This window comes from Streptomyces sp. NBC_00443 (assembly GCF_036014175.1).
Lineage (GTDB): Bacteria > Actinomycetota > Actinomycetes > Streptomycetales > Streptomycetaceae > Streptomyces.
In genome coordinates, this window is the sequence record NZ_CP107917.1 from 6,404,444 (window position 1) to 6,426,690 (window position 22,247).

General features: G+C 71.9%; 20 protein-coding genes and 1 pseudogene. 4 read left to right on the top strand and 17 right to left on the bottom strand.

What is annotated here, in order from left to right; translation table 11 throughout:
- Positions 1–539: 539 nt before the first annotated feature.
- The 7 genes from OHO27_RS29230 to OHO27_RS29260 all read right to left on the bottom strand — a co-directional run bounded on the left by OHO27_RS29230 (position 540) and on the right by OHO27_RS29260 (position 8,378).
- A complete protein-coding gene (locus OHO27_RS29230) occupies positions 540–1,052 on the bottom strand; it encodes a hypothetical protein (RefSeq protein ID WP_328427949.1) in 513 nt (170 codons plus the stop codon).
- Between the two features lie 120 nt (positions 1,053–1,172).
- Complete coding sequence (locus OHO27_RS29235; protein ID WP_328427950.1) at positions 1,173–1,655, bottom strand: aldose epimerase family protein; 483 nt, start codon at positions 1,653–1,655, stop codon at positions 1,173–1,175.
- 428 nt (positions 1,656–2,083) lie between these two features.
- On the bottom strand, positions 2,084–3,835 hold the full coding sequence (locus OHO27_RS29240; protein WP_328427951.1) for a VanW family protein: 1,752 nt from the start codon (positions 3,833–3,835) through the stop codon (positions 2,084–2,086).
- A gap of 1,069 nt (positions 3,836–4,904) precedes the next feature.
- Positions 4,905–5,300 (bottom strand): universal stress protein, encoded by a 396-nt coding sequence (locus tag OHO27_RS29245; protein ID WP_328427952.1) that lies wholly within the window; start codon positions 5,298–5,300, stop codon positions 4,905–4,907.
- A gap of 66 nt (positions 5,301–5,366) precedes the next feature.
- Positions 5,367–6,872 carry a tripartite tricarboxylate transporter permease gene (locus tag OHO27_RS29250; protein ID WP_328430590.1) on the bottom strand — a complete coding sequence of 502 codons (1,506 nt, stop codon included), beginning with the start codon at positions 6,870–6,872 and terminating at the stop codon, positions 5,367–5,369.
- Positions 6,873–6,879: 7 nt separating this feature from the next.
- Complete coding sequence (locus OHO27_RS29255) at positions 6,880–7,419, bottom strand: tripartite tricarboxylate transporter TctB family protein (RefSeq protein ID WP_328427953.1); 540 nt, start codon at positions 7,417–7,419, stop codon at positions 6,880–6,882.
- On the bottom strand, positions 7,416–8,378 hold the full coding sequence (locus OHO27_RS29260; RefSeq protein WP_443059722.1) for a Bug family tripartite tricarboxylate transporter substrate binding protein: 963 nt from the start codon (positions 8,376–8,378) through the stop codon (positions 7,416–7,418). Before OHO27_RS29260 ends, OHO27_RS29255 begins: the two co-directional genes overlap by 4 nt.
- Before the next feature lie 151 nt (positions 8,379–8,529).
- On the opposite strand from OHO27_RS29260, the gene OHO27_RS29265 reads away from it, so the two are divergent.
- Positions 8,530–10,215 (top strand): sensor histidine kinase, encoded by a 1,686-nt coding sequence (locus OHO27_RS29265; protein WP_328427955.1) that lies wholly within the window; start codon positions 8,530–8,532, stop codon positions 10,213–10,215.
- Complete coding sequence (locus tag OHO27_RS29270; protein WP_328427956.1) at positions 10,212–10,937, top strand: response regulator; 726 nt, start codon at positions 10,212–10,214, stop codon at positions 10,935–10,937. The genes OHO27_RS29265 and OHO27_RS29270 overlap by 4 nt, the downstream gene beginning before the upstream one ends.
- Here the strand turns inward: OHO27_RS29270 and OHO27_RS29275 are convergent.
- The 6 genes and pseudogenes from OHO27_RS29275 to OHO27_RS29300 form a co-directional block, all read right to left on the bottom strand.
- A complete protein-coding gene (locus tag OHO27_RS29275) occupies positions 10,934–11,230 on the bottom strand; it encodes a DUF1876 domain-containing protein (RefSeq protein ID WP_328427957.1) in 297 nt (98 codons plus the stop codon). The genes OHO27_RS29270 and OHO27_RS29275 overlap by 4 nt on opposite strands.
- 364 nt (positions 11,231–11,594) lie before the next feature.
- Positions 11,595–12,629, bottom strand: a complete 1,035-nt coding sequence (locus OHO27_RS29280; RefSeq protein WP_328430591.1) for a rod shape-determining protein — start codon at positions 12,627–12,629, stop codon at positions 11,595–11,597.
- A 552-nt stretch (positions 12,630–13,181) separates the two neighbouring features.
- Positions 13,182–13,529 (bottom strand): annotated as a pseudogene (locus tag OHO27_RS29285) (trypsin-like peptidase domain-containing protein); the annotation flags it as partial.
- A 79-nt stretch (positions 13,530–13,608) separates the two neighbouring features.
- Positions 13,609–14,949 carry a carboxyl transferase domain-containing protein gene (locus OHO27_RS29290; protein ID WP_328427958.1) on the bottom strand — a complete coding sequence of 447 codons (1,341 nt, stop codon included), beginning with the start codon at positions 14,947–14,949 and terminating at the stop codon, positions 13,609–13,611.
- Entirely contained in the window at positions 14,942–16,387 is a 1,446-nt protein-coding gene (locus OHO27_RS29295; protein ID WP_328427959.1) for an acyl-CoA synthetase, read from the bottom strand. Before OHO27_RS29295 ends, OHO27_RS29290 begins: the two co-directional genes overlap by 8 nt.
- 52 nt (positions 16,388–16,439) lie before the next feature.
- Complete coding sequence (locus tag OHO27_RS29300) at positions 16,440–17,804, bottom strand: SLC13 family permease (RefSeq protein WP_328427960.1); 1,365 nt, start codon at positions 17,802–17,804, stop codon at positions 16,440–16,442.
- 202 nt (positions 17,805–18,006) lie between these two features.
- Between OHO27_RS29300 and OHO27_RS29305 the strand changes: the two genes are divergently transcribed.
- The gene (locus tag OHO27_RS29305) at positions 18,007–18,720 is read left to right on the top strand and encodes a FadR/GntR family transcriptional regulator (RefSeq protein ID WP_328427961.1); all 714 of its coding nucleotides are present in this window, start codon (positions 18,007–18,009) and stop codon (positions 18,718–18,720) included.
- Positions 18,721–18,825: 105 nt separating this feature from the next.
- On the top strand, positions 18,826–19,707 hold the full coding sequence (locus OHO27_RS29310; protein ID WP_328427962.1) for an ATP-grasp domain-containing protein: 882 nt from the start codon (positions 18,826–18,828) through the stop codon (positions 19,705–19,707).
- Here the strand turns inward: OHO27_RS29310 and OHO27_RS29315 are convergent.
- From OHO27_RS29315 to OHO27_RS29330, 4 genes are read right to left on the bottom strand one after another with little or no spacing between them, the layout of a single operon-like run.
- Positions 19,704–20,303: a hypothetical protein gene (locus tag OHO27_RS29315; protein WP_328427963.1), complete on the bottom strand. Its 600-nt coding sequence runs from the start codon at positions 20,301–20,303 to the stop codon at positions 19,704–19,706. The two genes, OHO27_RS29310 and OHO27_RS29315, sit on opposite strands and share 4 nt — an antisense overlap.
- Positions 20,269–21,072 (bottom strand): FkbM family methyltransferase, encoded by an 804-nt coding sequence (locus OHO27_RS29320; RefSeq protein ID WP_328427964.1) that lies wholly within the window; start codon positions 21,070–21,072, stop codon positions 20,269–20,271. The genes OHO27_RS29315 and OHO27_RS29320 overlap by 35 nt, the downstream gene beginning before the upstream one ends.
- Positions 21,069–21,311, bottom strand: a complete 243-nt coding sequence (locus tag OHO27_RS29325) for a Trm112 family protein (protein WP_328427965.1) — start codon at positions 21,309–21,311, stop codon at positions 21,069–21,071. Before OHO27_RS29325 ends, OHO27_RS29320 begins: the two co-directional genes overlap by 4 nt.
- A complete protein-coding gene (locus OHO27_RS29330) occupies positions 21,308–22,234 on the bottom strand; it encodes a hypothetical protein (RefSeq protein ID WP_328427966.1) in 927 nt (308 codons plus the stop codon). Before OHO27_RS29330 ends, OHO27_RS29325 begins: the two co-directional genes overlap by 4 nt.
- Positions 22,235–22,247 lie beyond the last annotated feature (13 nt).

Consider the following 22,247-nt stretch of genomic DNA (forward strand, 5'->3'; position numbering starts at 1 on the left):
GGATCCGTAACGGGCTGACAGGATGCGTCAGGATGTGACAGCAGGGCCGGGCGGACGAGGGTCCGGATGGGTCGCTGACCAGCACGATCCGACCGGGGTCGACAGGGGCTGACAGAATCCGTCACCGGGCGAACCTCGACACCCGGGGACTCATAATCCGTCGGCCGTGGGTTCGAGTCCCACCCGCCCCACCACTCCGTGGTTATGAAGAATCGTTCTGACCATTGTCTCTGCTGGTCGAGGCGGGCGGGTCGAGGGCGGGGCGCGGCGACTCTGCGATGTTCACGATTTCGTGGTCGACAGGGCAGAAGGCGCAGGTCACAGCGCGCGTCGGCAAGCGTGACCATGCCGAGGAGAGCGGAGTCGGGTCGGTCCGGACCCCGACGGCCCAGTCATCACCTGACTGCCGCGCACCACAAGATGTGGCGAAGGCCCCATGGACGACGAGCTCTTGGAGAACCACGTCGGCGGCTATCTCGTGACGGAGCTCCTCAAGCCCGGCGTCCGGTCCGCGGAGCCCCGTACGTGCGGGTCCGGACTCACAGGTCCAGCTCCAGCTTGAGGAGGCACACGATCGCATCGGTGTGGGAGCTCAGCAGGCCGGCCATCAGAAAGCCTCGCTGGTTCTCGAGCACCCGGTAGCGGCTGTGCCTCGGCTCTACCTGCGGGATGAGGACGGTGACCGGTCTGTCGTCGTGGGGGATCTGCTCGACGTAGTCGATGACCGGGTGCACCAGGGCGTGTTGAGGGCTGTCGATGATGTCGAGCCGTGCGCCGGGGTCCCACCGTGCCCAGTCGGCACGCATGGACTCGGCTTTCGCCTGAGCGTCGAACACGGCGACCACGACGACCTCGTCACCCAGCGCGTAGGCCGCGTCGAGGGCGGACACGGCGACCGCGTCGACGCCCCCCAGTGGCACGATGACCAGCCCGCGGGTTCGTGTGGGGCGCGGCGGGGTGGCGTCCAGGCTGAGCCGGTCCTTGACGAGCGTGTAGTACCGCTCGAGGGCGCCGGCCAGCACCGGACGGCGGCGGAGCCTACGCCGTGGCAACGCTCAAGGTCTCTCTCCGCTCGGTGTGAGGCGACCGCCGACCTCCAGCTTCGGAGAGCCGTCGGGGACCCGCACCCCGACCGCGCTGGATGGGTGGGCAGCGGAGTCGATCAACGCCGGTCAGCCGCTCTGAGGGAAGGGTTCGAGAAAGGGTTCGATGCCCCATCGTGCCTGGTGTGTCTCGCCCGGCTGCAGAACGGTCAGGCCGGTTCGGGAGTTGAACGCGTAGGGGGCGCAGGTCATCGGTTCGACGCCCAGGCCGGTGCGTCGACGGTCGGCTTCCGGAAGCGTGTCACCGGTGAAGATCTCCAAGTACGGGTATGCCTCGTCCGCCCAGAGGGTGGTGGTCGTCCCGTCGGGATCCGTGAGGCGGACCCGTGCGCGCCCGTCGGCGTCACGGTGGAGCTGTGTGTAGGCGACGTCGATCTTCCGGTCGCCGAGCTGTTGTCCTCGCCGCAGGTCCCCGCGCGAGGCGTTCAGCCCGACCAGTGCGGCGATCGGCGCGAAGATCGGTTGGTGATGGTCGATGAGGTGTTCGGCGATGACCCAGGCCGCCACAGCGGCCGCGGTCTGGTGGAGAACCGGCCACATGCCGGAAGTCATCCTCTCCCCCGCCTGGGAGAGCGCGCTCGCCAGCCGGCCCTGCCCCGTCCGCGCCGACGCGCGGTCGGTCGGCTTCGGCCTTGGACTCACCCCCGCCGCGCCGTCCCGTCCGGTGCCGGGCGCCGGAAGCGGGCCTCGGCCCGCAGACGGGTCTTGCGGAGTCCCGAGGCAGGCGCTCCCACCCTGGAGCCGTGGGTGCCTGGCTCTCTGGAGAATCCCTGGGTCATCACGGGGGCCTTCCGGGGAATCGAAACACCCGCGCGCCCTCACGATGGACACGCGTTGCAGCCATCAGGCCAGGTTCAGGCATACCGGGCGGCTCCGGCGTGCCGCGGACGGCACGCCAGGCAGGCCCTTCGGGTGAACCGTAGGGAGTATCCCCCTTGGCCGCACGGGCTTCAGCTGCACAGCGCGACCGCGGCGATCCGCTAGGGCGACTGCGGCTCGCAGACGATCTCGTCGCGCGGCTTGTAGTGGGTGCGGAACGGCTCTCGTTTCAGCTCTCGGCCGTCGGCGACGAACACCCGCTGCACGGTGACGTCGAAGCCCTCCAACGGGGTCTGCGGCACGCACTGCTCGTCGGTGCTGACCTTCTTCTCCGGCTCCTTCACGTTGGTGCGCGGTCCCGTGATCGAGCCGATCTCGTCGTACTTCCTGGTGCCGAGGAAGGTGATGGTGACGGACGAGTCGGTGGACTCGGCCTGGATGTAGATGGCGTTGCCGGAGTCGTTGTTGAACTTGAGGTCGAGGCTGCCCCATGCCACCGTCGCCTCGCGGCCCTCCGGGTAGCGCTCGATGTAGAACGAGTGGGCGCCGTACTCCACGGGGTCGACCCCCGCGAAGAACATCGCGTTGAACATGGTCGTCGCCACGGCGGAGACGCCGCCGCCGGGGGCCTTGTGGAACTCGTCGTTGAGGATCATGACGCCGTCGACGAAGCCGTTGGCCTCGGTGCGTTCGCCGACGGTGCGGTTGAAGCTCCAGGTCTTGTTCGGCATGACCACGGAGCCGTTGATGAGTTCCACCGCGCGGCCGATGTTCCGCGTGCGGTACGGCGCCGGCTCGAAGTTGACGGTGAAGGACGACATCCGCTCGCGCAGCCCGAGTCGTTCGACGTTGTCCCGGGTCACCTGCGGCTCGTTCACGCGCGTGGCGATCTCGCCGCTGCGTTCGGCGCCCGTCCGCCTGAGCAGCGGCATGACGGCCTTGCTCAGCGCCCTGTCGGTGATCACGTGGCCGGCCCGGCCGTCCTCGGCCACCGCGACCCTGTTGCCGACGAGGCGTAGATCGGCGTTGCGGGCCGTGCTGTGCAGTACGGACAGTGGGCGGTCCACCTCCGGGTCGGCGCGCAGGCCCTTGGCGTCCAGCCTCGGGGTGAGCCGGCCGGCGTCGTCCGGTCGCATCGTCAGGTACTCGCCGAGGACGGGCTGCTCGATCGTGAAGCGATGGCCGGCCGCGACGAGGGTGACCGGCGCCGACATGGCCGGGCGCGCGAACTCGCGTACCGCTCGCCGCATCTCCCGGTCCGTGACCTTGGGCTTCGTCTCGCGGGTGGGCAGGGTGGTGACGGCGTCGGCCTTGCCGTTACGGAAAGCCGTGCGCAGGGGGTCGACCGCGGCGTCCTTGTCCAGCGCGTAGCCGTTGTGCGGCGCGATCTCGTGGACCTCGCCGTCCGTGAAGGTGACGGCGCCGTCGCGGACCTTCTGGTCCAGGGACTTCGCCAGCCTTCCGAGGGCGGCGTGGGCCTTGTCCTCGTCGACGTTCACGGCCGGGTCGACGGTGCCGCCCGAGCGGAAGAGGCCGCCGATCACGGTGAACGGATCGGCGTCGTGGGTGCGCGCCGCCCGGTCGACGGTCTCCCCGAAGTCGAAGGTGACGCCGGCCTGCCGTGGATCGACCGTGCCCTTGCGGTCACCGACCGTGACGGGCAGGTCCCGCGAGCCGGCGGGCCCGAGCCGCTGCTCCAGCTTCTCGATGGCCGCCGCACGGCTCAGGCCCCCGATGTCCACACCGCGCACCGTCGTCCCGGCCTCTATGTCCCCGCCCGCGAGTAGCAGCCCGGCGAGATACAGCCCACCGACACCCAGGGCCAGGGCGCCGCCGGCCAGGGCAAGGGGCGGGATGGCGGCGATGCGGGGTGGTGAGGCGTTCGGAGGTTCGGAGGGGGCGCGCAGGCGCATGGGTCTCCCGGGCGGACGATCGACAGGACGGCGACGTGTCGGATGACGCGCCGCTGTGCGCGAGGCAAACACATCCAGCTAGCCACAATCGGGCGAAAACGTATATGTCCCAGGCCACGTATGTTTCGGATCACGCGCCGTGTCCTGCCGACGGGGGTATATGGACGTCCCTCGAAGGGGCGCCCTCGGGGGCGGCTGGCCGCGTCGCGCTTGGTCGCGTGCCCAGTGCCGCTCGGGCGGAGGGTGTGTGGGATCGCACACGAGGGGGGTGGTGGCGGGCGTGTCGCCGTCGGGGTGCGCGGGGTGTGTGGGGTGCGCTGAGTGGGTCCGGGATTGGTGTCCCGGGTTCCTGGTCCGGCGTGGTCCACTCCCGCCTTGCCTCTGACGACGGAGTCGATGGGCGGTCTTCGTGGCCTGCGGCGGGTGCGTGGTCGGTGGCGGTGCGGGGTGGAGGGTGCGGAATGGCAGGCGGGCGTGGTGGCGGGCGTGTTGCCGCCGGGCGTGTTCGGGGGTGGTGTCTGGGGTTCCTGGTCGCCTGCGGCGGGCGCGTGGTCGTGTTCCGGTGCGGGCGGCAGATGCGGAATCGCAGGCTGGCGGGGTGGTCGCGGACGAGTTGCCGCCGGGCGGGCGTGCGGGGGACTGGGCCTGTCCGGGGGTGGTGTCTGGGGTTCCTGGTCCGGCGTGGTGTGTGTCGGCCTTGGCGCTGGGGACGGAGTCGATGGGGGTCTGCGTCGCCTGCGGCGGGCGGGTGGTGGTGTGCCGGTGCGGGGGGAGGGTGTGGATCGCAGGCGGGCGGGGTGGTGGCGGGTGTGTTGCGGGCGGGCGGGCGTGCGTGCGGGGTGGGTCGGGCGAGCCCGGGGTGGTGTCCTCGGTTCCTGGTCCGGCGTGGTCGTGCAGGCGGCCTTGCCTCTGCGGACGGAGTCGACGTGCGGTCCTCCTTGCCTGCGGAATGCCAGAGCCGTCAGGACGACGGCCGCGAGTCGGCGCGGCCGGTCGGGACGCCCTCGGCGGTGCAGGGCATGGGCACGGCGAAGCACCAGCCGAACGTTCGCAGCGCCGGCGGCAGGCCCTACCCCTCCGCCTTCACGGCGAGGACCGGGCAGTCCACCCCCAGCAGGATCTGCTGGGCCGCCGAGCCCATGATCAGCTTGCCGACCGCGCTGCGGCGGCGGAGGCCGATCACCACCAGCGACGCGTCCGTCGTCGTCGCCATGTCGATGATCTCCGCGGCGGCGTCGCGGGCGCCGAGGACCTGGCGGATGTCGAAGTCGACGCCCAGGGCCGCGAGGTCCTCGCGCACGTGCGAGAGGTCGGGGTCCTGGGCGAAGCGCGGGTCCACGTACGCGTCGCCCCGGGTCGTGTTCACCACCAGCAGCTTCTCGCCGCGCCGCCGGGCCTCGTCGATCCCCGCGCGCAAGGCCGCCTCACCCTCGGGGGAGGGGACGTAGCCGACCAGGATGGTCATCTCGATCTCCAGCTGTCTCGGGGGTCTGGGTGTGTGAGTGTCTGGATGTCTGGATGTCTGGATGCGTCATGTGGCGCTGACCCGCCTGCGCCGGGGGCCTACGACGAACCTGCCTATCAGCGGCCACCCCAGGACCAGCACGATCGCCGCGTAGACCGTGTATGACACGGGGCCGCCCAGCAGCCCCGACAACTCGCCGCCGGAGAGCTGGAGGGAGCGGCGGCCCTGCAACTCCGCGCGCGGGCCCAGGATCACGCCGACGATCAGCGGCAGGACCGGCAGTCCGAAGCGGCGCATCGCGAAGCCCAGGAGGCCGAGGGTGAGGAGGATGAACAGATCCAGTGGCTGGGCGTTGACCGCGTACGCGCCCATCGAGGCGAAGAAGAGGATGCCCGCGTACAGGTACGGCCTCGGGATCTGCAGCAGCTTCGCCCAGGCCGGGGCCAGCGGGAGGTTCAGGAGCAGAAGCAGCAGGTTGCCGACGAACAGGCTCGCGATCAGGACCCAGACCAGGCTCGCCTCGCGCTCGAAGAGCAGGGGGCCGGGCTGGATGCCGTACGACTGGAAGGCGGCCAGCATCACGGCCGCCGTGGCGTTGGTCGGGAGGCCGATCGCCAGCATCGGCACCAGCGTGCCCGCCGCCGACGCGTTGTTCGCGGCCTCCGGGCCCGCCACGCCCTCGATCGCGCCGTTGCCGAACTCCTCGGGGTGCTTGGTGAGCCGCTTCTCGGTGGCGTACGACAGGAAGGTCGGGATCTCCGCGCCGCCGGCCGGCAGCGCGCCGAACGGGAAGCCGTACGCCGTGCCGCGCAGCCACGGCTTCCACGAGCGCTTCCAGTCGTCCCGGCCCATCCAGGGGCGGCCGACCGGGATCACCTCGGCCGGCTTGCGGCGCAGGTGTGCGGCCACCCACAGGGCCTCGCCGACCGCGAAGATGCCGACCGCGACCACGACGACGTCGATGCCGTCGGCCAACTGCGGTACGCCGAGGGTGAGTCGTTGCTGGCCGGATACCGCGTCGATGCCGACCAGGCCGATCGTCAGGCCCAGGAGCAGGGAGATGAAGCCCCGGATGCGGGACGAGCCCAGCACCGAGGTCACCGCTATGAACGCCAGCAGCATCAGCGCGAAGTAGTCGGGGGCGCCGAGGCTGACGGCGAAGTCGACCACGAACGGGGTGATCAGGACGAGCAGCAGGGTGCCGATCGTGCCCGCCACGAAGGAGCCGATCGCCGCCGTGGCGAGGGCCTGTGCCGCGCGGCCCGCCTTCGCCATCCTGTTGCCCTCGATGGCGGTGACCACGGACGACGACTCGCCGGGGGTGTTGAGGAGGATCGACGTCGTCGAGCCGCCGTACATGCCGCCGTAGAAGATGCCGGCGAACATGATGAACGCCTGCACCGGCTCCATGCCGTAGGTGACCGGCAGGAGCAGGGCCACCGTCATCGCCGGGCCGATGCCCGGCAGGACGCCGACCGCGGTGCCGATGATCACGCCGACCAGGGCGAGCAGCAGGTTCAGCGGGGCCATGACGTCCGCGAAGCCCTGCATGAGGTTGTTCAGGTTGTCCATCGCGGCCTCACAGGATTCCTTGCAGGACACCGGCGGGGAGGTTCACGCCGAGGCCGATCGCGAACGCGTAGAAGGTCGTGAGGGAGAGCGTCACCGCTATCAGCAGGTTGCGGATGTAGTGCCGGTTGCCGAGGGCGAACGCCGTACCCCAGAAGAGCAGACCGCCGCTGATCACCCAGCCGAGCCGCTCGATGAGCAGCGCGTTCGCCACGAACACCGCGACCAGCAGGAGTACGGTGCGCCAGTCGCTGCCGCCCGACAGGTCGACGTCCTCGCCGGCCTCCGGCTCACCGTGGCCGCCCCGGGCCACGTCGACGGCGTACAGCACGGCCAGCAGCACGAGCAGCGCGCCCAGGATCAGCGGGACCGCGCGCGGGCCGACCGGGTCGGTGCCGCTGGTGATGTGCGGGATGCCGAGGGCGTCCACGATCACCGCGGTGCCCAGCAGGGCGAGGAACACGCACACGCCGTACTGTGCGCGGTCCCCGCCCTCCCGGGGCGGAGGGGAGTCCTCCGCGGTCCGTTCGTCCTTCACCTCGGAACTCATGCCAGCCCGAGCTCTGCCAGCAGGTCGGCGACCGCCTTGTCCTGCTCGGTGAGGAAGGCACCGAACTCGTCGCCGGTGGCGAAGGCGTCCACCCAGCCGTTCTTCTCCAGCTGCGCCTTCCACTCCACGGAGTCGTGCATCTTGGTCATCGAGTCGACCCAGGTCTGCTTCTGTTCGTCGGTGATGCCCGGAGGGGCCACGATGCCACGCCAGTTGGTGAAGACCAGGTCGATTCCGGAGTCCTTGAGGGTGGGGGCGTCCTTGAGCGCGTCGATCGGCTTCTCGCTGGTCACCGCGAGGACCCGCACCTGCCCGGCCTCGATCTGGTCGAGGAACTCACCGAAACCGCTGGCCCCGAAGGCGATCTTGTTGCCGAGGATGGCCGGAAGCAGCTCGCCGCCGCCGTCGTAGGAGACGTAGTTGACGTCCTTCGGCTTGATGCCGACGGCCTTCGCCAGCTGCATCGGGAGGAGGTGATCGGGGCCGCCCGGCGACGAACCGCCGCCCACGGCGAGCTTCCTGGGGTCCTTCTTCCAGGCGGTGACGAGGTCGTCCATCGTCTTGTACGGGGAGTCCTTCGGCACGACGATCGCGCCGGCCTCCTCGATCAGCCTGGCGACCGGGGTGGTGTCGGTCAGCGTCGCCTTCGACTTGGAGGTGTACGAGGCTCCGACGACACCGAGGCCCATCTGCATGGCCATCTTTCCGTTGCCCTTCTCGTTCACCAGGCGCTGCAGGCCCACGGTGCCGCTGGCGCCGGGCAGGTTGAACACCTGGATGCCGGAGGCGACCTTGGTGTCCTGCATGACCTGGGAGACGGTGCGGGCGGTGAGGTCGTAACCGCTGCCCGGGGTGTTGGGGACCATGAGCCGGAGGCCTGTCACGGGCTTCCCGGACCCGCTTCCGCCCCCGGACTCCTCCTGGTCGGCGGTGGCGCCACAGGCGCTGACCGCGACCATCGACACGGCGGCCAGTGCTCCGACAAGTGCGGCTCGTCGAGTTCTCATGGCTCATCTCTTTCGCTCGGCCCGTTCCGGCGCCATGATTGTGCGGTTCCTGAGACACCCCGTCTCGGTTATGTGACCATTGAAGGTTGAGTTCATAGTGGTCATGACGTCACGGTCACCGTCGCGAAAACAGCGGCGTCAGACGCTCGCCGGCGAGCTGCTCGTATGGCAGCTCGCCATTGTCGTGATCGTGCTGGCCGCCGTGGCCGCGGTGTCGCTGGCGCAGTCGAAGGCGACGTTCGACCGGGTCGAGGGACGCCGGGTGACCGCGCTCGCCGAGGAGATGGCGGGCAACCCGCTCGTCCGCACCCAGCTCGTGCGGCCCGCCCCGGCCGAGATGCTCGCCCCCCTCCTGCAGTCCACGCTGACCAGGTCCGGCGTCACGTCCGCCACGGTCGCGAACGCCGACGGCGAGATCGTGGCCTCGACCAACCCCACGCTGGTCGGCACACGGATGCCGTCCGACGGCCCACAGGTCGCCGGGGGCCGTGGCTGGTCCGGCGAGCTGCCGGTGAACGGCGTCATCCAGCTGGTGGCGCAGGCGCCGGTGCTGGGCGCGGAGTTGGACAACGCCGGGGACCACCTCGGCACGGTGATGATCGGGCGGGCCTCGCCGTCGGTCTGGCAGCGGCTCGTGGGCGCCTCGTCGTATCTGCTCGTCTACCTCGGCGTCGCCAGCGTCCTCGGGGTGGCCGGCTCCTGGCTGCTGGCCCGGCGGATCAAGCGGCAGACCTTCGGCATGGAACCGCGCGAGATCGCCGGGCTCGCCGAACACCGGGAGGCGATGCTGTTCGGGATCGCCGAGGGCGTGGTGGCGCTCGACCCGCAGCAGCGGCTCACGCTGGTCAACTCGGTCGGCCGCAGACTCCTGGATCTGCCCGAGGCCTGCGTCGGGATGAGCCTGGCCGACCTCGGGATCGAGGGGCGGCTGTACGACGTCCTGGCCGGGACCGCGCCCGAGGGGGAGCCCACCGATCCCGCACGGCGCGACGAGGTCGTCGTACGCCGGGGCCGCGTCCTGGTGATGAACCGGATGGACGTCACCAAGGACGGCCGCGGCCTGGGCTCGGTGACGACCCTGCGCGATCGCACCGAACTGGCCCAGCTGGAGCGGGAGTTGGGCTCCTTCCGCAGCACCACCGAGCTGCTGCGCGCCCAGGCCCACGAGTTCTCCAACCAGCTCCACACCATCTCCGGGCTCATCCAGATCGGCGAGCACGACGAAGTCGTACGGTACGTCCGCGCCCTGCGCAAACACCGCGAGTCGCTCGACCTGCACCTCACCAGCCGGGTCCGCGACCGGGCCGTCGCCGCGCTGCTCATGGCCAAGTCGGCGCTGGCCGCGGAGCGCAAGGTGCGGTTGAGGATCTCCGAGCGCACGGCACTGGACCGGCTGGAGCCGACGGACTCCGCGGACGTGGCGACCGTACTCGGCAACCTCGTCGACAACGCGGTCGACGCCGCCGCGAGCGGTTCCCGAGCGGGGGACGACGACCACGAGGCCTGGGTGGAGGTGGAACTGCGCCAGGACGCCTCCAGTGTGGAGATCGTCGTACGGGACTCGGGGCCGGGCGTGGCTCCGGAGCTCGCGCAGGAGGTGTTCTCGCACGGGTTCACCACCAAGGCCGCGCAGGGCGGCGACCGGGGGATCGGCCTGGCGCTCACCCGGCTGGTGTGCAAACGCCGGGGCGGCGAGGTGTCGGTGACCAACACTTTGGCGGGTGCCATGTTCACCGCCCGGATGTCCGTCGGCCGCCCGGCCGAACGAGGGACGGAGGCAGTCCGATGATCGACGCACGGGACGCACGGGACGCACGGGACGCACGGCACGTACTGGACGTGCTGATCGTGGAGGACGACTTCATGGTGGCGCGGATCCACCGCGGATTCGTCAACGACGTCGACGGGTTCCGGGTGATCGGCACGGCGAACTGCGGGGAGCAGGCGCTCACCGCGGTCGCCGAGCTGCAGCCCGACCTCGTCCTGCTCGACCTCTATCTCCCCGACATGTTCGGGCTGGAGATCATCCCGCGGCTGCGGAGCGCCGGGCACGACTGCGACGTGATGGTGATCAGCGCGGCGCGTGAGTCCGAGGCGGTCCGGGACGCCGTGCGCCAGGGCGTCGTCGACTACCTGCTGAAGCCGTTCGACGCGGAGGACCTGAGGGCGCGGCTCGAGCAGTACGCAGCCCGGCGCAGCAACCTGTACGCGGCCGTGGTCAGCGGCCAGTCCGACGTGGACCGGGCGCTGGCGCGGGGCGCGGCGCCGGCCGCCGCGGGGGCCACCCTGCCGAAGGGCATGAGCGTGGAGACCGCCGAGCTGATCGAACGCGAGCTGCGCACGGCCGACGGCAGCCTCTCCGCCGCCGAGTGCGCGGCCCGCCTCGGGGTCTCACGGGTCAGCGCCCGACGGTACCTGGAGCACTTCAGCGTCACGGGGCGGGCGGAGGTGTCCCTGCGGTACGGGCACGCGGGGCGGCCGGAGCGGCGGTACAGCTGGCTGGCCGGCTAGGGCCTCTCCCACGCCAGGCTGCCGTCCTGATCGACCGGGCCTGCCAGCCGGACGATGTCGTCGGAGGCGATGTCGTGCAGCCTGACCGCCAGGTCCTGCAGAGCGCGGCTGGCGGCGAGCTCGTCGCCGATCTCGGGGACCGACCGGTCGACCGGGTTGCGGTGGGCCATGCCCCGGCCGGTGACGGCCTGCATGTCCTCGGGCTTGTCCCGGGCGGTCAATACGGCTTCGGCGCGGGTGTCGTCGCCGTCCTCGGTGATGTGGATCCGGACGGTCCAGTGCTTGTCTTCCATCGAGAATCACTTCCGAACGGGTCAGGGCCCCACCGACGAGCCTGCGTCCGTTTGCCGGGCCGGGGCCGGTGCGAGCCGCCGAGTGCCCCGAGGGGTGCCCTCCTACCCGGGAAGTAGCCCGGGGTACACCCGCTCCTGCCGCGGAGGCATGACAAGTGTCTCCGTGGGCACGATGTGCCGAAAGGTTGCGGAGAGAAGGCTGGTCGCAACGGACCCCGGATACGAGGAGGGCGCCATGAACCGCCAGACCCACGTTCGCGTTCGTGTCACCCGCCGGCCTGCCGCTCCCCGTGACACGAGGGGCGAGATCGACCGGCGCACTCCTTCGGGGCGGATCCTGCCGTACTGACTCAGCCGTACTGACTCAGGTGGCCGGGTCCAGCTCCAGGGGCTCGATCTTGCCCTCCAGCATGGTGCCGAGACCCTGTACGGCGCAGACGTCGGGCCGCTCGGCGATGTGCACCGGCATGCTCGTGGCCTGCCGCAGCATCTCGTCGAACCCGGGCAGCAGGGCACTGCCGCCGACCATCATGATCCCGCGGTCGGCGAGGTCGGCGACCAGGTCCGGCGGGCAGTCGCGCAGCACCTTGCCGATGCTGTCGAGGACGGCGGTGAGGGGGGTCTGGATGGCGTCCCGTACGGCGGCGGTGTCGACCTGCACCGAGCGGGCGAGGCCGGTGCAGACGTCCCGGCCGTGGATCTCGGTGGAGGCCGGGCCCTGCGGGGTGAGCCCGTTGCCGGACAGGGCGAGCTGCAGGGGCCGTACGTTCTGGCTGGGCAGCATCAGCTCGTGCTGGTGGCGCAGGTGCTGCACGATCGCGTGGTCCACCGCCTCGCCGCCGACGCGGATGCGTTCCGCGGTGACGATGTTGCCTAGGGAGAGCACGGCGACCTCGGTCGCGGCGGCCCCGCACACCATGATCATGCTGGCCTCGGGCTGCTCCACGGGCAGACCGCACCCGACGGCGGCGGCGATGAGCGTGTCGACGAGCTCGACGCGCCGGGCCCCGAGCCCGACCAGGGTTTCTATGGCGGCGCGCTGCGCGAGCGGGTCGGCGTCGTGCGGCGTGCACACGGCGGCGCGCAGGAAGGGCTTGCGGCGCAGGGCGCGGCGCATCTTGTCGCCGAGGAGGTGACGCAGCATGCGCTGCGCCATCTCGATGTCGACGACGGTGCCGCCCGAGACGGGCCGTACGACGCGGATGTAGTCCGGGGTGCGCCCGGTCATCTTCTCCGCGAACTCGCCGACCGCGATGAGGGCGCCGGTGCGGGTGTTGACGGCGGCGGCGGAGGGCTGGTCGACGACGAGTCCTGCGCCCTTCACATAGACGCGGGTCCTGGCAGCCCCCAGGTCGACGGCGAAATGGCAGCGACGCAGCTGCTCCAGCGTGGCGGTCATGGGGGTCCTCCCGAGAGCGCAGACCGTGGGTCCGCCGGGTTGGGTGGCGGGCCTCCGTGACCTCGATCGTGCGGGCGGCGGGGAGGGGGGCGCCTTCTGGAGGGGGCCGGGTGGGGTGCCGCTGAATGGGGGTTTCTGTATCTGATGAGGGGTCAGTTCGGTGTGTCGGGTCACAGGGAGCGGGCGGCGTCGAGTATGGGCCGCAGGGAGTCGACGATCACGTCGCAGCCGGCCTTGCGGAGGCGGCGGCCGGCGGCGGGGGAGCCGGCGTAGCCGATGACGGGGAGGCCGATGCGCTGGGCGGCGGTGGCCTCGGCCGCGGTGGCGGAGATCAGGCCGTGACCATGCCGATGACCTCACCGGCGTCGACCAGGGCGACCGCGGAGCCGCTGAAGCCGAGGCAAGCGGCCGGCCGTGGCCGCTCCAGGCCTCCAGCTGGGTCCACTCCCTGCTGATCAGCCACTCGGTCACGCCGCGGAACTCGGCGATCGTGCCGTCGATGTCGTACCCGGCCGGGAACCCGTAGGCGACGGGCTTGCGGTCGCCGGGCGCGACGTCGGCGGGCGTGAGCGGGGCCGGGGCGATCGGCACCTCGCGGTCCAGCTCCAGAACCGCCGGATCGGCCAATTCGGAGGCGCCGCCGTCCCAGCCGCCGTGCACGACGACCCGCGCGGCCACGGGAGCGTTCCCCGGACGCTGCGGGAAGGTCACCGTCACCGGGTCGAGGGCGCTGTCCTCCACGACATGCGCACAGGTCAGCACCTTGTCGCGGGCCACCAGGAAGCCCGCGCCGGACACCCGGCCCCGCACTCGATCCGGGCGTGCCACTCGGCACCCTTCAGGCCTGTCGTGACGCCCCCGTCGTCCTGCTGCTCGTCGTCGTCCGGCGAGCATGCCCATCGTTCAGGACGGCAGCCGGGGTTGTCCCGGGCTCCGGCCCCTGCCTGCCCTCACCCCGTCTTTCGACGCACCTCACCCCCTAACCCTCCACGACTCCGCGGATCACCCCCAGCTCCACCAAGTCCTGTGGCCGGATCCGCAGCTGATCCGCCGTCGCCTCCACCTCCTCCACTCCCCGCTTCAGAATCGCCGCCGCCAACTCGGGCGCGATCACCGAGAAGTAGCTGTCGGGCGTCGCCCAGGTGTTGCCCGGTGCCGCCAGTGCCAGCGCGCCCCCCGAGCCGCCCTCGCCGATGAGCAGCGTGGTGATCGGGACGCGGGCGCCGGCCACCGCGGCGAACAGGTCCGCGATGGCCGCGCCGACCCCCTGCCGTTCCGCCTGCGCGTCGTTGGCGGCGCCCGGGGTGTCCACCAGGGTGAGTACCGGGATGCCGAGCCGGTCCGCGAGGCGGATCAGACGGGTGGCGGTGCGGTAGCCGGCGGGGCGGGTGGCCGAGCCGGTCTGGGCGGCGTAGGCGACCGTACGGCCGTCGCGCATGCCGAAGCCGCAGCGGATGCCCGCGGGGTCGGTGCCGCCGCAGCGGTCGCCACTGATCGTGACGCGGGTGGTGAAGTAGGCATCCAAGTAGGCCTCGGCGTGCGGGCGTTGCGGGGCACGGGCCCGCCGGACCGCCTCCCAGCCGGTGCCCGGCAGGTCGGGCGCGCCCAGGGCTCGGGGTACCGGCGCCTCCTGTGCGGGCGGTCCCGCCAGCAGCCGCAGCCACCGCCCCAGCTCCGCCCGCAGCTCCTGCGGCCGGACCGCCGCGTCCACCGCCCCCGCCGCCACCTGCGCCTGAGCCGTGTACGCCGCCGGATCGGCGTCGGGCGGGCGGACCCGGGAGCCCGCGAAGCCGACCTGGGCGCCGGGCAGGGCGAGGGTCACGTCGGCGCCCGCGCCCAGGGTGGCCCAGCCGCCGCCGGTCGTCGGGTCCCGCAGGACCGCGATCTGCGCCAGCCCGGCCTCCCGGGTGAGCGTCGACTGCCGTGCCACGCGCTGGAGTTGGGTCAGCGCGAACATGCCCTCCTGCATCCGGCTGCCGCCCGTGGCGACCAGCGGGACGACCGGGAGGCGGTGGGCGCGGGCATGGGCGTACGCCGACTCCAGGCGGTCCCCGGTGCGCCGGCCGAGTGAGCCGCCCAGGAAGCCGAACTCGAAGGCCAGCAGCACGGCCCGGGTGCCCGCCACGCTCGCGGTGCCGCAGACGACCGACTCCTCCTCGCCGGTGCGCTCGCCGGCACGCGCGCGTGAGGCGTCGTAGCCCTGCCAGCCGAGGGGGCCGTCCGGCCCGGAGTCCCTTTCCGGGTAGGGGAGTTCGGTGAAGGTCGAGTCGTCGGCGACCAGCGCGATCGTCTCGCGTGCCGACGGGCGCCGCTCAGTCATGGGTCAGGGCCCGCTTCATGATCTTCCCCATGTCGTTGCGGGGAAGGGCGTCGAGGTAGTGGACCCGGCGCGGTCGCTTGTGCGGGGCCAGGCGGACGGCGACATGGTCCGCCAACTCATCGGCGCCCGGCGGTGATTGGGGGTCCACCGGGACGATCCAGGCCACGATCCGCTCGCCCAGGTCGGCATCCGGTTCGCCGGTGACGGCGGCCTCCCGCACGCCCGGGTGCTCAAGGAGCGCGTTCTCGATCTCACCCGCCCCGATCTTGTAACCGCCGCTCTTGATCAGGTCGGTGGCCTTGCGGCCTACGATCCGGACGTACCCGTCGGGATCGCGCACCGCCATGTCGCCGGTGCGGAACCAGCCGTCCTCGGTGAACGCGGCCGCTGTCGCGTCGGGGCGGCCCAGGTACTCGGTGAACAGGTTCGGGCCGCGCACCTGGATCTCGCCCACGGTCTCGCCGTCGTACGACGTGATCGGCGTCCCGTCCTCCTCCACCAGCCGCAGCTCCACGCCCGGCAGCGGCACGCCCACCGCACCGGGCCGCGGCTCGCCGTCCGCGCGGACGCTGGTGTTCATCAGCGTCTCCGTCATGCCGTACCGCTCGATGACCCGCTGTCCGGTCGCGGCCGTGATCCGCTCGTGGTCGTGCACGGGGAGCGCGGCCGAGCCCGAGACCAGGAGCCGGGCCTTGCCGAGCGCCTGCGCCAGCCCCGGGTCGTCGGGGAGCGCCTGGGCGATGCGGTGGTACATCGTCGGCACGCCGAACAGCATGGTCGCGCCGTCGTTCAGCTCGCGTGCGACGCCTTCCGTGTCGAACCGGCCCAGGTGGCGCACGGATCCGCCGCGGCGCAGCGGGCCGAGGATGCCGAGGACCAGTCCGTGCACATGGAACAGGGGCAGGCCGTGCACGAGGGTGTCGTCGCCGGTCCACTGCCAGGCGTCGGCGAGCGCGTCCAGGGTGGCGGTGATCGCCCGGCGGGGGATGACCGCGCCCTTGGGCGGGCCGGTGGTGCCGGAGGTGTAGACGACGAGGGCCGGGTCGCTCTCGTCGGCCTGCTCGGCCGGGCGGGGGGCGGCGGCCCGTACGTCCACGTCCACTCGCGGCAACTCGCGGACGGATTGGGGGAGTTCATCGCCGGGTGCGGCGAGTACGAGGCTCGGTGTGCTGTCGGACAGGATGTGCCCCAGCTCCTTCTCGCCCGACTTCGGGTTGAGCGGTACGGCGGCGATCCCGGCCTCCAGCGCCGCCACCACGGCGACGGCGGTCTCCAGGGTCGGCGTCGCCCACACCGCGACCCGCGCCTCCCCCGCGATCCGGCCCGCGAGGGCACCGGTCGCGGCGGAGAGCTCCGCGTATGTCAGGGCCCGGTCACCGAACCGCAGGGCAACCCGCCCCGCCGGACCGGCCGTCAGGGCCGGGAAGAGAGAGGACACGCGTCGTACTCCTTAACTGTTCAACGGACACCGAGTGTTGCCGTCCGACGACCTACCCCCAGCCCGGCACGACCAGCACCAGCCACACCACCGCGGGCACCGCCGCCACCACGATCCCTCCGTACACCATCAGCTGCCGGAAGAAACGCTCACGGTCGACATCCGGTGCCGCGGCCAGTACCAGCGCGCCGTTCGTCGAGAACGGGCTCACGTCCACGACGGTCGCCGACACCGCGAGCGCCGCCACCATGCCGACGGCCCCGATCTCGCCCTGCGCCAGGAACGGCACGGCGAGCGGGATGAGCGCGCCCATGATGCCGACGGACGAGGCGAACGCCGACACGAGCGCGCCGATGTAGCAGAGCAGGACGGCGGCCAGCAGCGGCACGCCGATGCCGCCGACGCCCTCGCCCGCCCAGGTGATGGTGCCCATCTCGTCCAGCACGCCGACGTACGTCAGCACACCGCAGATCAGCAGCACCGTGGGCCAGGCGATCTCGCCGACCGCCGTACGGCTGTCCGCCGGCCACGCCGTGCTCAGGACGACGGCGAGGGTGATCGCGGTCAGGCCTGCGTCCAGGTCGAAGGCGAGGACGGCGGTGACGAGGGCGACGAGGGAGATGAGGGTGGCGATTCGGGGTGGGGTGAGGGAGAGGGTGGGGGCTGTTTCGCGGGTGGCGGTCGCGGTGGTTGTGGGGGAGGGGTGGGTGCCGGGATCTGTCGTAGGCCCTGTGCCGGTTCGTTGTGGCTGGTCGCGCAGTTCCCCGCGCCCCTGAGGGGCGTCTCCCGCGCCCTTGGCGAGTGAGCCCTGTCGCCATAGCCGCAGACCCCCGCATACGACGAACACCACACCTGCGATGACCAGGTTGGCGAACAGTGACGCCAGGAACAGCGCGACCTCGTTGCCCGGCAGATTCTCGCGCTCGACGATGCCGTTGACGATCGAGCCGTAGATGCTGATCGGCGAGAAGCCGCCGGCCTGGGCGCCGTGCACGACCATCGCGCCCATCAGCAGCGGACTGATCCCGTAGCGGGCGGCGAAGCTCAGCGCGATCGGCGCGACGATCGCGACCGCGGCCGGGCTCACGGCACCGATCGCGGTGAGCGCGCCGGTGAGGGCGAACATCACCCAGGGGATGAGTGCCACCCGGCCCCGCACGAGCCGGATCGAGGCGTGCACCAGCCAGTCGGTGGTGCCGTTGGCGCGGGCGATCGCGAAGAGGTACGTGACGCCGACGAGAACGACGAAGAGGTCGCCGGGGAAGCCGGCGAAGATGCCGTCAGCGTCGAGGTCGGCGACGAGGGTGCCGACTGCGAAGGCGGCGGCGAAGGCGAGCGCGCCCATGTTGATCGAGCGGGTGGTGGCGATGACGAACACCACGGCGAGGACGAGGATCGAGATGAGTTCGGGGGACATGCGGGCTCCCGTCTTTGGGTCCCGAGCGATGGAAAGCGATGGACAGCGAGGAATGAGTGGACGAGTGGCTGAGCCAATTGGGGGGCCTGGCTGGTTAGCGTGGGTGCGCCGACCGGGCGCGTCAAGGGGTCGCGCGCAAATTGGCTGAGCCACTCTGCCACTCGGGGTCCCGGTGTTACGCTCCCGACGAGAGGGGGAGCCCGTGACCGACGCCCTGCGCCCCATGGCCAAACAGCGCCTGTACGAGCAGGTGCTCGACCGGCTGCGGCAGTACGTCACCGAGGGCGGCCTGCGTGCCGGTGACCGTCTGCCGCCCGAGCGGGACCTGGCACAGCGGCTGGGTGTGAGCCGGGCCTCGGTGAAGCAGGCCATCGTGGTGCTGGAGGTCCAGGGCCTGGTGGAGGCGCGGCACGGCGGCGGCACGTACCTGGTCCGCGACAGCCTCGACGTGGAGCCGGTCGAGAAGCTGGTCGAGCGCCGCAGGCGCCTCCCCGACGTACTGGAGGCCCGCGAGGCGCTGGAGACGAAACTCGCCGAACTGGCCGCGGAGCGCCGTACGGACGAGGACCTCGCGGCGATGCGGGCGGCCCTCGCGCACATGGCCGCGGAGATCGAGGGCGACGGCCATGGCGTGGAGGGCGACCGCCTCTTCCACGCCGCGGTCACCGCCGCCGCCCACAGCAGCATCCTCGCCGAGTTCATGCGCTCCATCGCCGACCAGATCGCCGAGAGCCGCACGGAGTCGCTCCGCCAGCCCCACCGTCCCGCCCGCTCCCTCGCCCAGCACCAGGCCATCCTGGACGCGATCGCCGACCGGCGTCCCGGGCGGGCGGCAGCGGCGATGCGCCGCCATGTCCGCACGGTGGCGAAGGTGCGGTTGCTGGACTGGGAACCGGAGGAGGAGCGGGAGCCGTAGGCGGGTCGCGGCATGCCCAGCCGACGCGGCCACCGAGCTGTCCCGGTTCCGGACGGGCTTGTTAGCCTGCGCATCGAACAACCGTCCTGACCGGAGGAACCCGCCGTGCCCCGCATCGCCCTCGTCACCTGCCGTCCCGGTCCCGAGGTCAGCGTCGACCGTGACCTCCCGGTTCTGGTGCGGGCGCTGCGGGAGGCCGGGGCCGAGGCGGAGGCCGTGTACTGGGACGACGAGCAGGTCGACTGGGGCGGGTACGACCTGGCCGTGATCCGCTCCACCTGGGACTACAGCTGGCGCGCGGCCGAGTTCCTGGCCTGGGCGGAGCGCTGCGGCAAGGCGACCCGGCTGGCGAACCCCATCGAGGTGGTCCGTTGGAACGCCGACAAGCGCTACCTCGGCGACCTCGCCGAGGCCGGCGTGCCCGTGGTGCCCACCCGCTACTTCGTCCCCGGTGACACCCCCGACGTCCCCCTCGACCACGAGTACGTCATCAAGCCCACCTCCGGCGCCGGCGCCCGCTTCGCGGCCCGGTACACGCCCGACGGGCACGAGACGGCCGTACGGCACCTCGCGCGCATGCACGCCGAGGGACTCACGGCGATGGTCCAGCCGTATGTGAAGGGCATCGACGTCAGCGGGGAGCGAGCCCTGCAGTTCTACGGCGGCCGGCTGCTGCACGCCAGCCGCAAGGGTGCCGTCCTGACCCCCGGCACACCGTACGACGAGCGCAAGGTCGCCCACCCCTGCCTCGAAACCTGGACCCCGACCCCGGCCGAACTCACCGTCGCCGAACGCGCCCTGGCGGCCGTACCGCACACCGCCGAGCTGCTGTATGCGCGCGTGGACCTCGTCGACGGGGAGGACGGGCCGGGCGGGCAGCCGCGGGTGATGGAGCTGGAGCTCGTGGAGCCGAATCTGTTCCTGTCGCTGCATGCCGGGTCGGTGCCGGCGGTTGTGGAAGCGATCCTCGCGGCGGCCGTCGGTTAGCCGCGAACCGCCACCCGCTGCAACAACCCCCACGTGAACTCCGCGACCACCTCCCGCCGCACCCCCTCCCCGTCCGGCGCCGCGAACGCCAGCCCCCACCGCGTCGGGGCCGTCCCCTCCAGGGGCCGGGCGGGGGCGAAGGCGCGGGCCGCCTCGTCAACCGTGCAGGACCAGGGGGTGAGGTCGGCGAGGGTGTGCAGGGGCGGGGCCTCGGAGTCCGGGGCGCGGACCAGCCACTCGTTCCAGACCGCGCCGTTCGGGGCGAGCAGCACCTCGAAGCGCAGGTCGGGCCAGAGCGGGACCGGCCACAGCCAGGCCTCGCACTCCAGGTCGCCGACCTTGCGGGTGATGACCGACTCGGGTGCGCCCAGCACCGAGCGGTACCGGGAGGCGGCCCCGCGGGCTCGCGGGGAGCGGACCATCGCCTGCCAGCGCTTGTTGGCCTCGCGCATGCCGGCGATCGAGGCGCCCAGCTCGTGGCGGGCGCCGTCCACCAGGTCCGGGTTGTGGTCGGCCATGCGGCGCAGCAGCACCAGCTGGAAGTCGAGCGGGGTGAAGGGGCTAGCGGGGTGCTTTCCGGAGGGCATGCGTTCCATCGTCGCCCACGGGACGGCGGCCGTCGGGAAGGAAGAGGACCGAATTGACGTATCGCGGGCCTCGGAACGGCAGCACGCGGCGCAGCAGGCCGTGGGTGACGACATGGGCGGCCTCGGCCTGGTGGGCCTCCAGCGGGAAGGCGGACAGGGGGATCCAGTCGCGGCCGGGCAGGACCCAGCCGTCGTAGCCGAGCAGGGAGAGATACGTCAGCACCGGGGCGATCGGCTGGATGCGGGACTCCAGCTCGATGAACAGGGCGGGCCGGTCGCGGGCCAGGATCGCGGTCGCGCCGCGCAGCACGGCGAGCTCGCTGCCGTCCACGTCGACCTTGACGAACCCGACGTCCTTGAGGCCGAGTTCGTCGAGGGTGACACAGCTGACCGGGAGTGCCGTGGCGTGGATGTTCCGGCGGACCAGCGAGGACACCCCCCGGTCGCCCGCGTCGTGCGGCGGCAGCCAGAGCCGGGCCGTGCCGGGGCGCTCGGCCGCCGCGGCCTGCACGACCCGGACGTTGGGCGGGGCCGTCGCGGCGAGCAGCCGCGCGAGGTGCGGGACCGGTTCCACGGTCACCACCCGGCGGGCCCGTCTCGACAGCCGCCGCGTCCACGGGCCGTACCACCCGCCGACGTCCACGGCGGTCCCGCACCCGGCGGGGCACAGCTCCGCCAGCCGGGCCAGCTCGGGCTCGAAGCGCGGGTACACGGCCCGGGCGACGGCTGCGACCAGGCGGGTGGGCAGCAGTGGGGCGATGCTCGCGGCCAGGGTCATGGGGCCATCCGTTTGAGTAGTTCCTCGTGTTCGTCGTCGGAGACCTGCTCCCCGGAGGCCGGCAGCAGCTGGGGGATGCCGTCCACGATCGGGTAACGGCGGTGCAGGCGCGGGTTGTAGAGCGCCTCGGCCACCGCCTCCTCCTCCGCCGCATCCGGCCCGTCCGGTACGACGAGGTGCAGCGGCCCCTTGTCGAGCGGGCACGCCAGGATCTGGAGCAGGGGGTCGTCGGGCTTCATGGTGGGGTCAACTCCTTGGCACCGATGGTGGGTTGGGGAGACGGTGCGGCCGGTGGGTCGTGTCTTGGCATCGACAGCAGTACGACGACGGCGAGCGCCGTACCCGCGACCCGCAGCGCCAGCCGCAGCGGTTCCTCGGGCAGCGCCTCGCCGAACGACAGCGTGCCGAGTACGGCCGTGTACAGGCAGGTCACCGTCGTGCACACCGGCACGATCAGCGAGGCCCGGCAGCGTTGCAGCGCCGCCTGCGACATGACCAGCCCGAACGCGCCGGTGAACAGCAGGAGGTACGGGTACGGCGAGCGCAGCAGGTCCAGCACGGCGCCGCCGATCCCGCTCGTCGTCAGGTAGCTCGACACTCCCTTGATGGCCAGCGAGCTGACCCCGTACAGCAGCCCCACCGCCACGCCGTACTCGACGCCGGTCGTGGGCAGCCGGTGCCGGTGCCGGGCCCTGCGCTCGGCGGAGTTGTACAGCCACACGCCCGCCGCCAGCGAGGGCACGCACACCAGCAGGATCAGCGGATACGGGGCGGCCCGGCCCACGGCCTCGCCGCCGCCCGGTCCCTCCCGCAGTGACAGCACGACCATCAGCAGCGCGGCGAGGATCGCGCCGAGCGCGTACCGCTCCCGCCCGCTGGTCTCCTCGCCCAGCAGCCGTGCGGAGAGCAGCACCAGGAGCACGAGCCCGGAGACGAAGATGCCCTGTGCGGCGGCGATGGGCAGCGTGCGGTAGACGACGAGCTGCGCTCCGAAACCGGCGGCGAGGGCGAGGGAGCCGCCGATCCACAGCGGGCTGCCGAGCACCAGCCGGAGCAGCCGGGCGGGTTGCCGGACGCTCACCTGCGGAAGTGAGGTGAGCGCCCGTTTCTCCAGGACGAAACCGAGGCTGTACAGGGTGTTCGCCATCAGGGCCGCGGCCACTCCCCACCACATG

Bases quoted from the DNA above. Each gene is read 5' to 3' on its own strand.
- OHO27_RS29235 (WP_328427950.1), bottom strand. From the start codon at position 1,655: ATGACTTCCGGCATGTGGCCGGTTCTCCACCAGACCGCGGCCGCTGTG.
- OHO27_RS29240 (WP_328427951.1), bottom strand. From the start codon at position 3,835: ATGCGCCTGCGCGCCCCCTCCGAACCTCCGAACGCCTCACCACCCCGC.
- OHO27_RS29245 (WP_328427952.1), bottom strand. From the start codon at position 5,300: ATGACCATCCTGGTCGGCTACGTCCCCTCCCCCGAGGGTGAGGCGGCC.
- OHO27_RS29250 (WP_328430590.1), bottom strand. From the start codon at position 6,872: ATGGACAACCTGAACAACCTCATGCAGGGCTTCGCGGACGTCATGGCC.
- OHO27_RS29255 (WP_328427953.1), bottom strand. From the start codon at position 7,419: ATGAGTTCCGAGGTGAAGGACGAACGGACCGCGGAGGACTCCCCTCCG.
- OHO27_RS29260 (WP_443059722.1), bottom strand. From the start codon at position 8,378: ATGGTCGCGGTCAGCGCCTGTGGCGCCACCGCCGACCAGGAGGAGTCC.
- OHO27_RS29265 (WP_328427955.1), top strand. From the start codon at position 8,530: ATGACGTCACGGTCACCGTCGCGAAAACAGCGGCGTCAGACGCTCGCC.
- OHO27_RS29270 (WP_328427956.1), top strand. From the start codon at position 10,212: ATGATCGACGCACGGGACGCACGGGACGCACGGGACGCACGGCACGTA.
- OHO27_RS29275 (WP_328427957.1), bottom strand. From the start codon at position 11,230: ATGGAAGACAAGCACTGGACCGTCCGGATCCACATCACCGAGGACGGC.
- OHO27_RS29280 (WP_328430591.1), bottom strand. From the start codon at position 12,629: ATGACCGCCACGCTGGAGCAGCTGCGTCGCTGCCATTTCGCCGTCGAC.
- OHO27_RS29290 (WP_328427958.1), bottom strand. From the start codon at position 14,949: ATGACTGAGCGGCGCCCGTCGGCACGCGAGACGATCGCGCTGGTCGCC.
- OHO27_RS29300 (WP_328427960.1), bottom strand. From the start codon at position 17,804: ATGTCCCCCGAACTCATCTCGATCCTCGTCCTCGCCGTGGTGTTCGTC.
- OHO27_RS29315 (WP_328427963.1), bottom strand. From the start codon at position 20,303: ATGGAACGCATGCCCTCCGGAAAGCACCCCGCTAGCCCCTTCACCCCG.
- OHO27_RS29320 (WP_328427964.1), bottom strand. From the start codon at position 21,072: ATGACCCTGGCCGCGAGCATCGCCCCACTGCTGCCCACCCGCCTGGTC.
- OHO27_RS29325 (WP_328427965.1), bottom strand. From the start codon at position 21,311: ATGAAGCCCGACGACCCCCTGCTCCAGATCCTGGCGTGCCCGCTCGAC.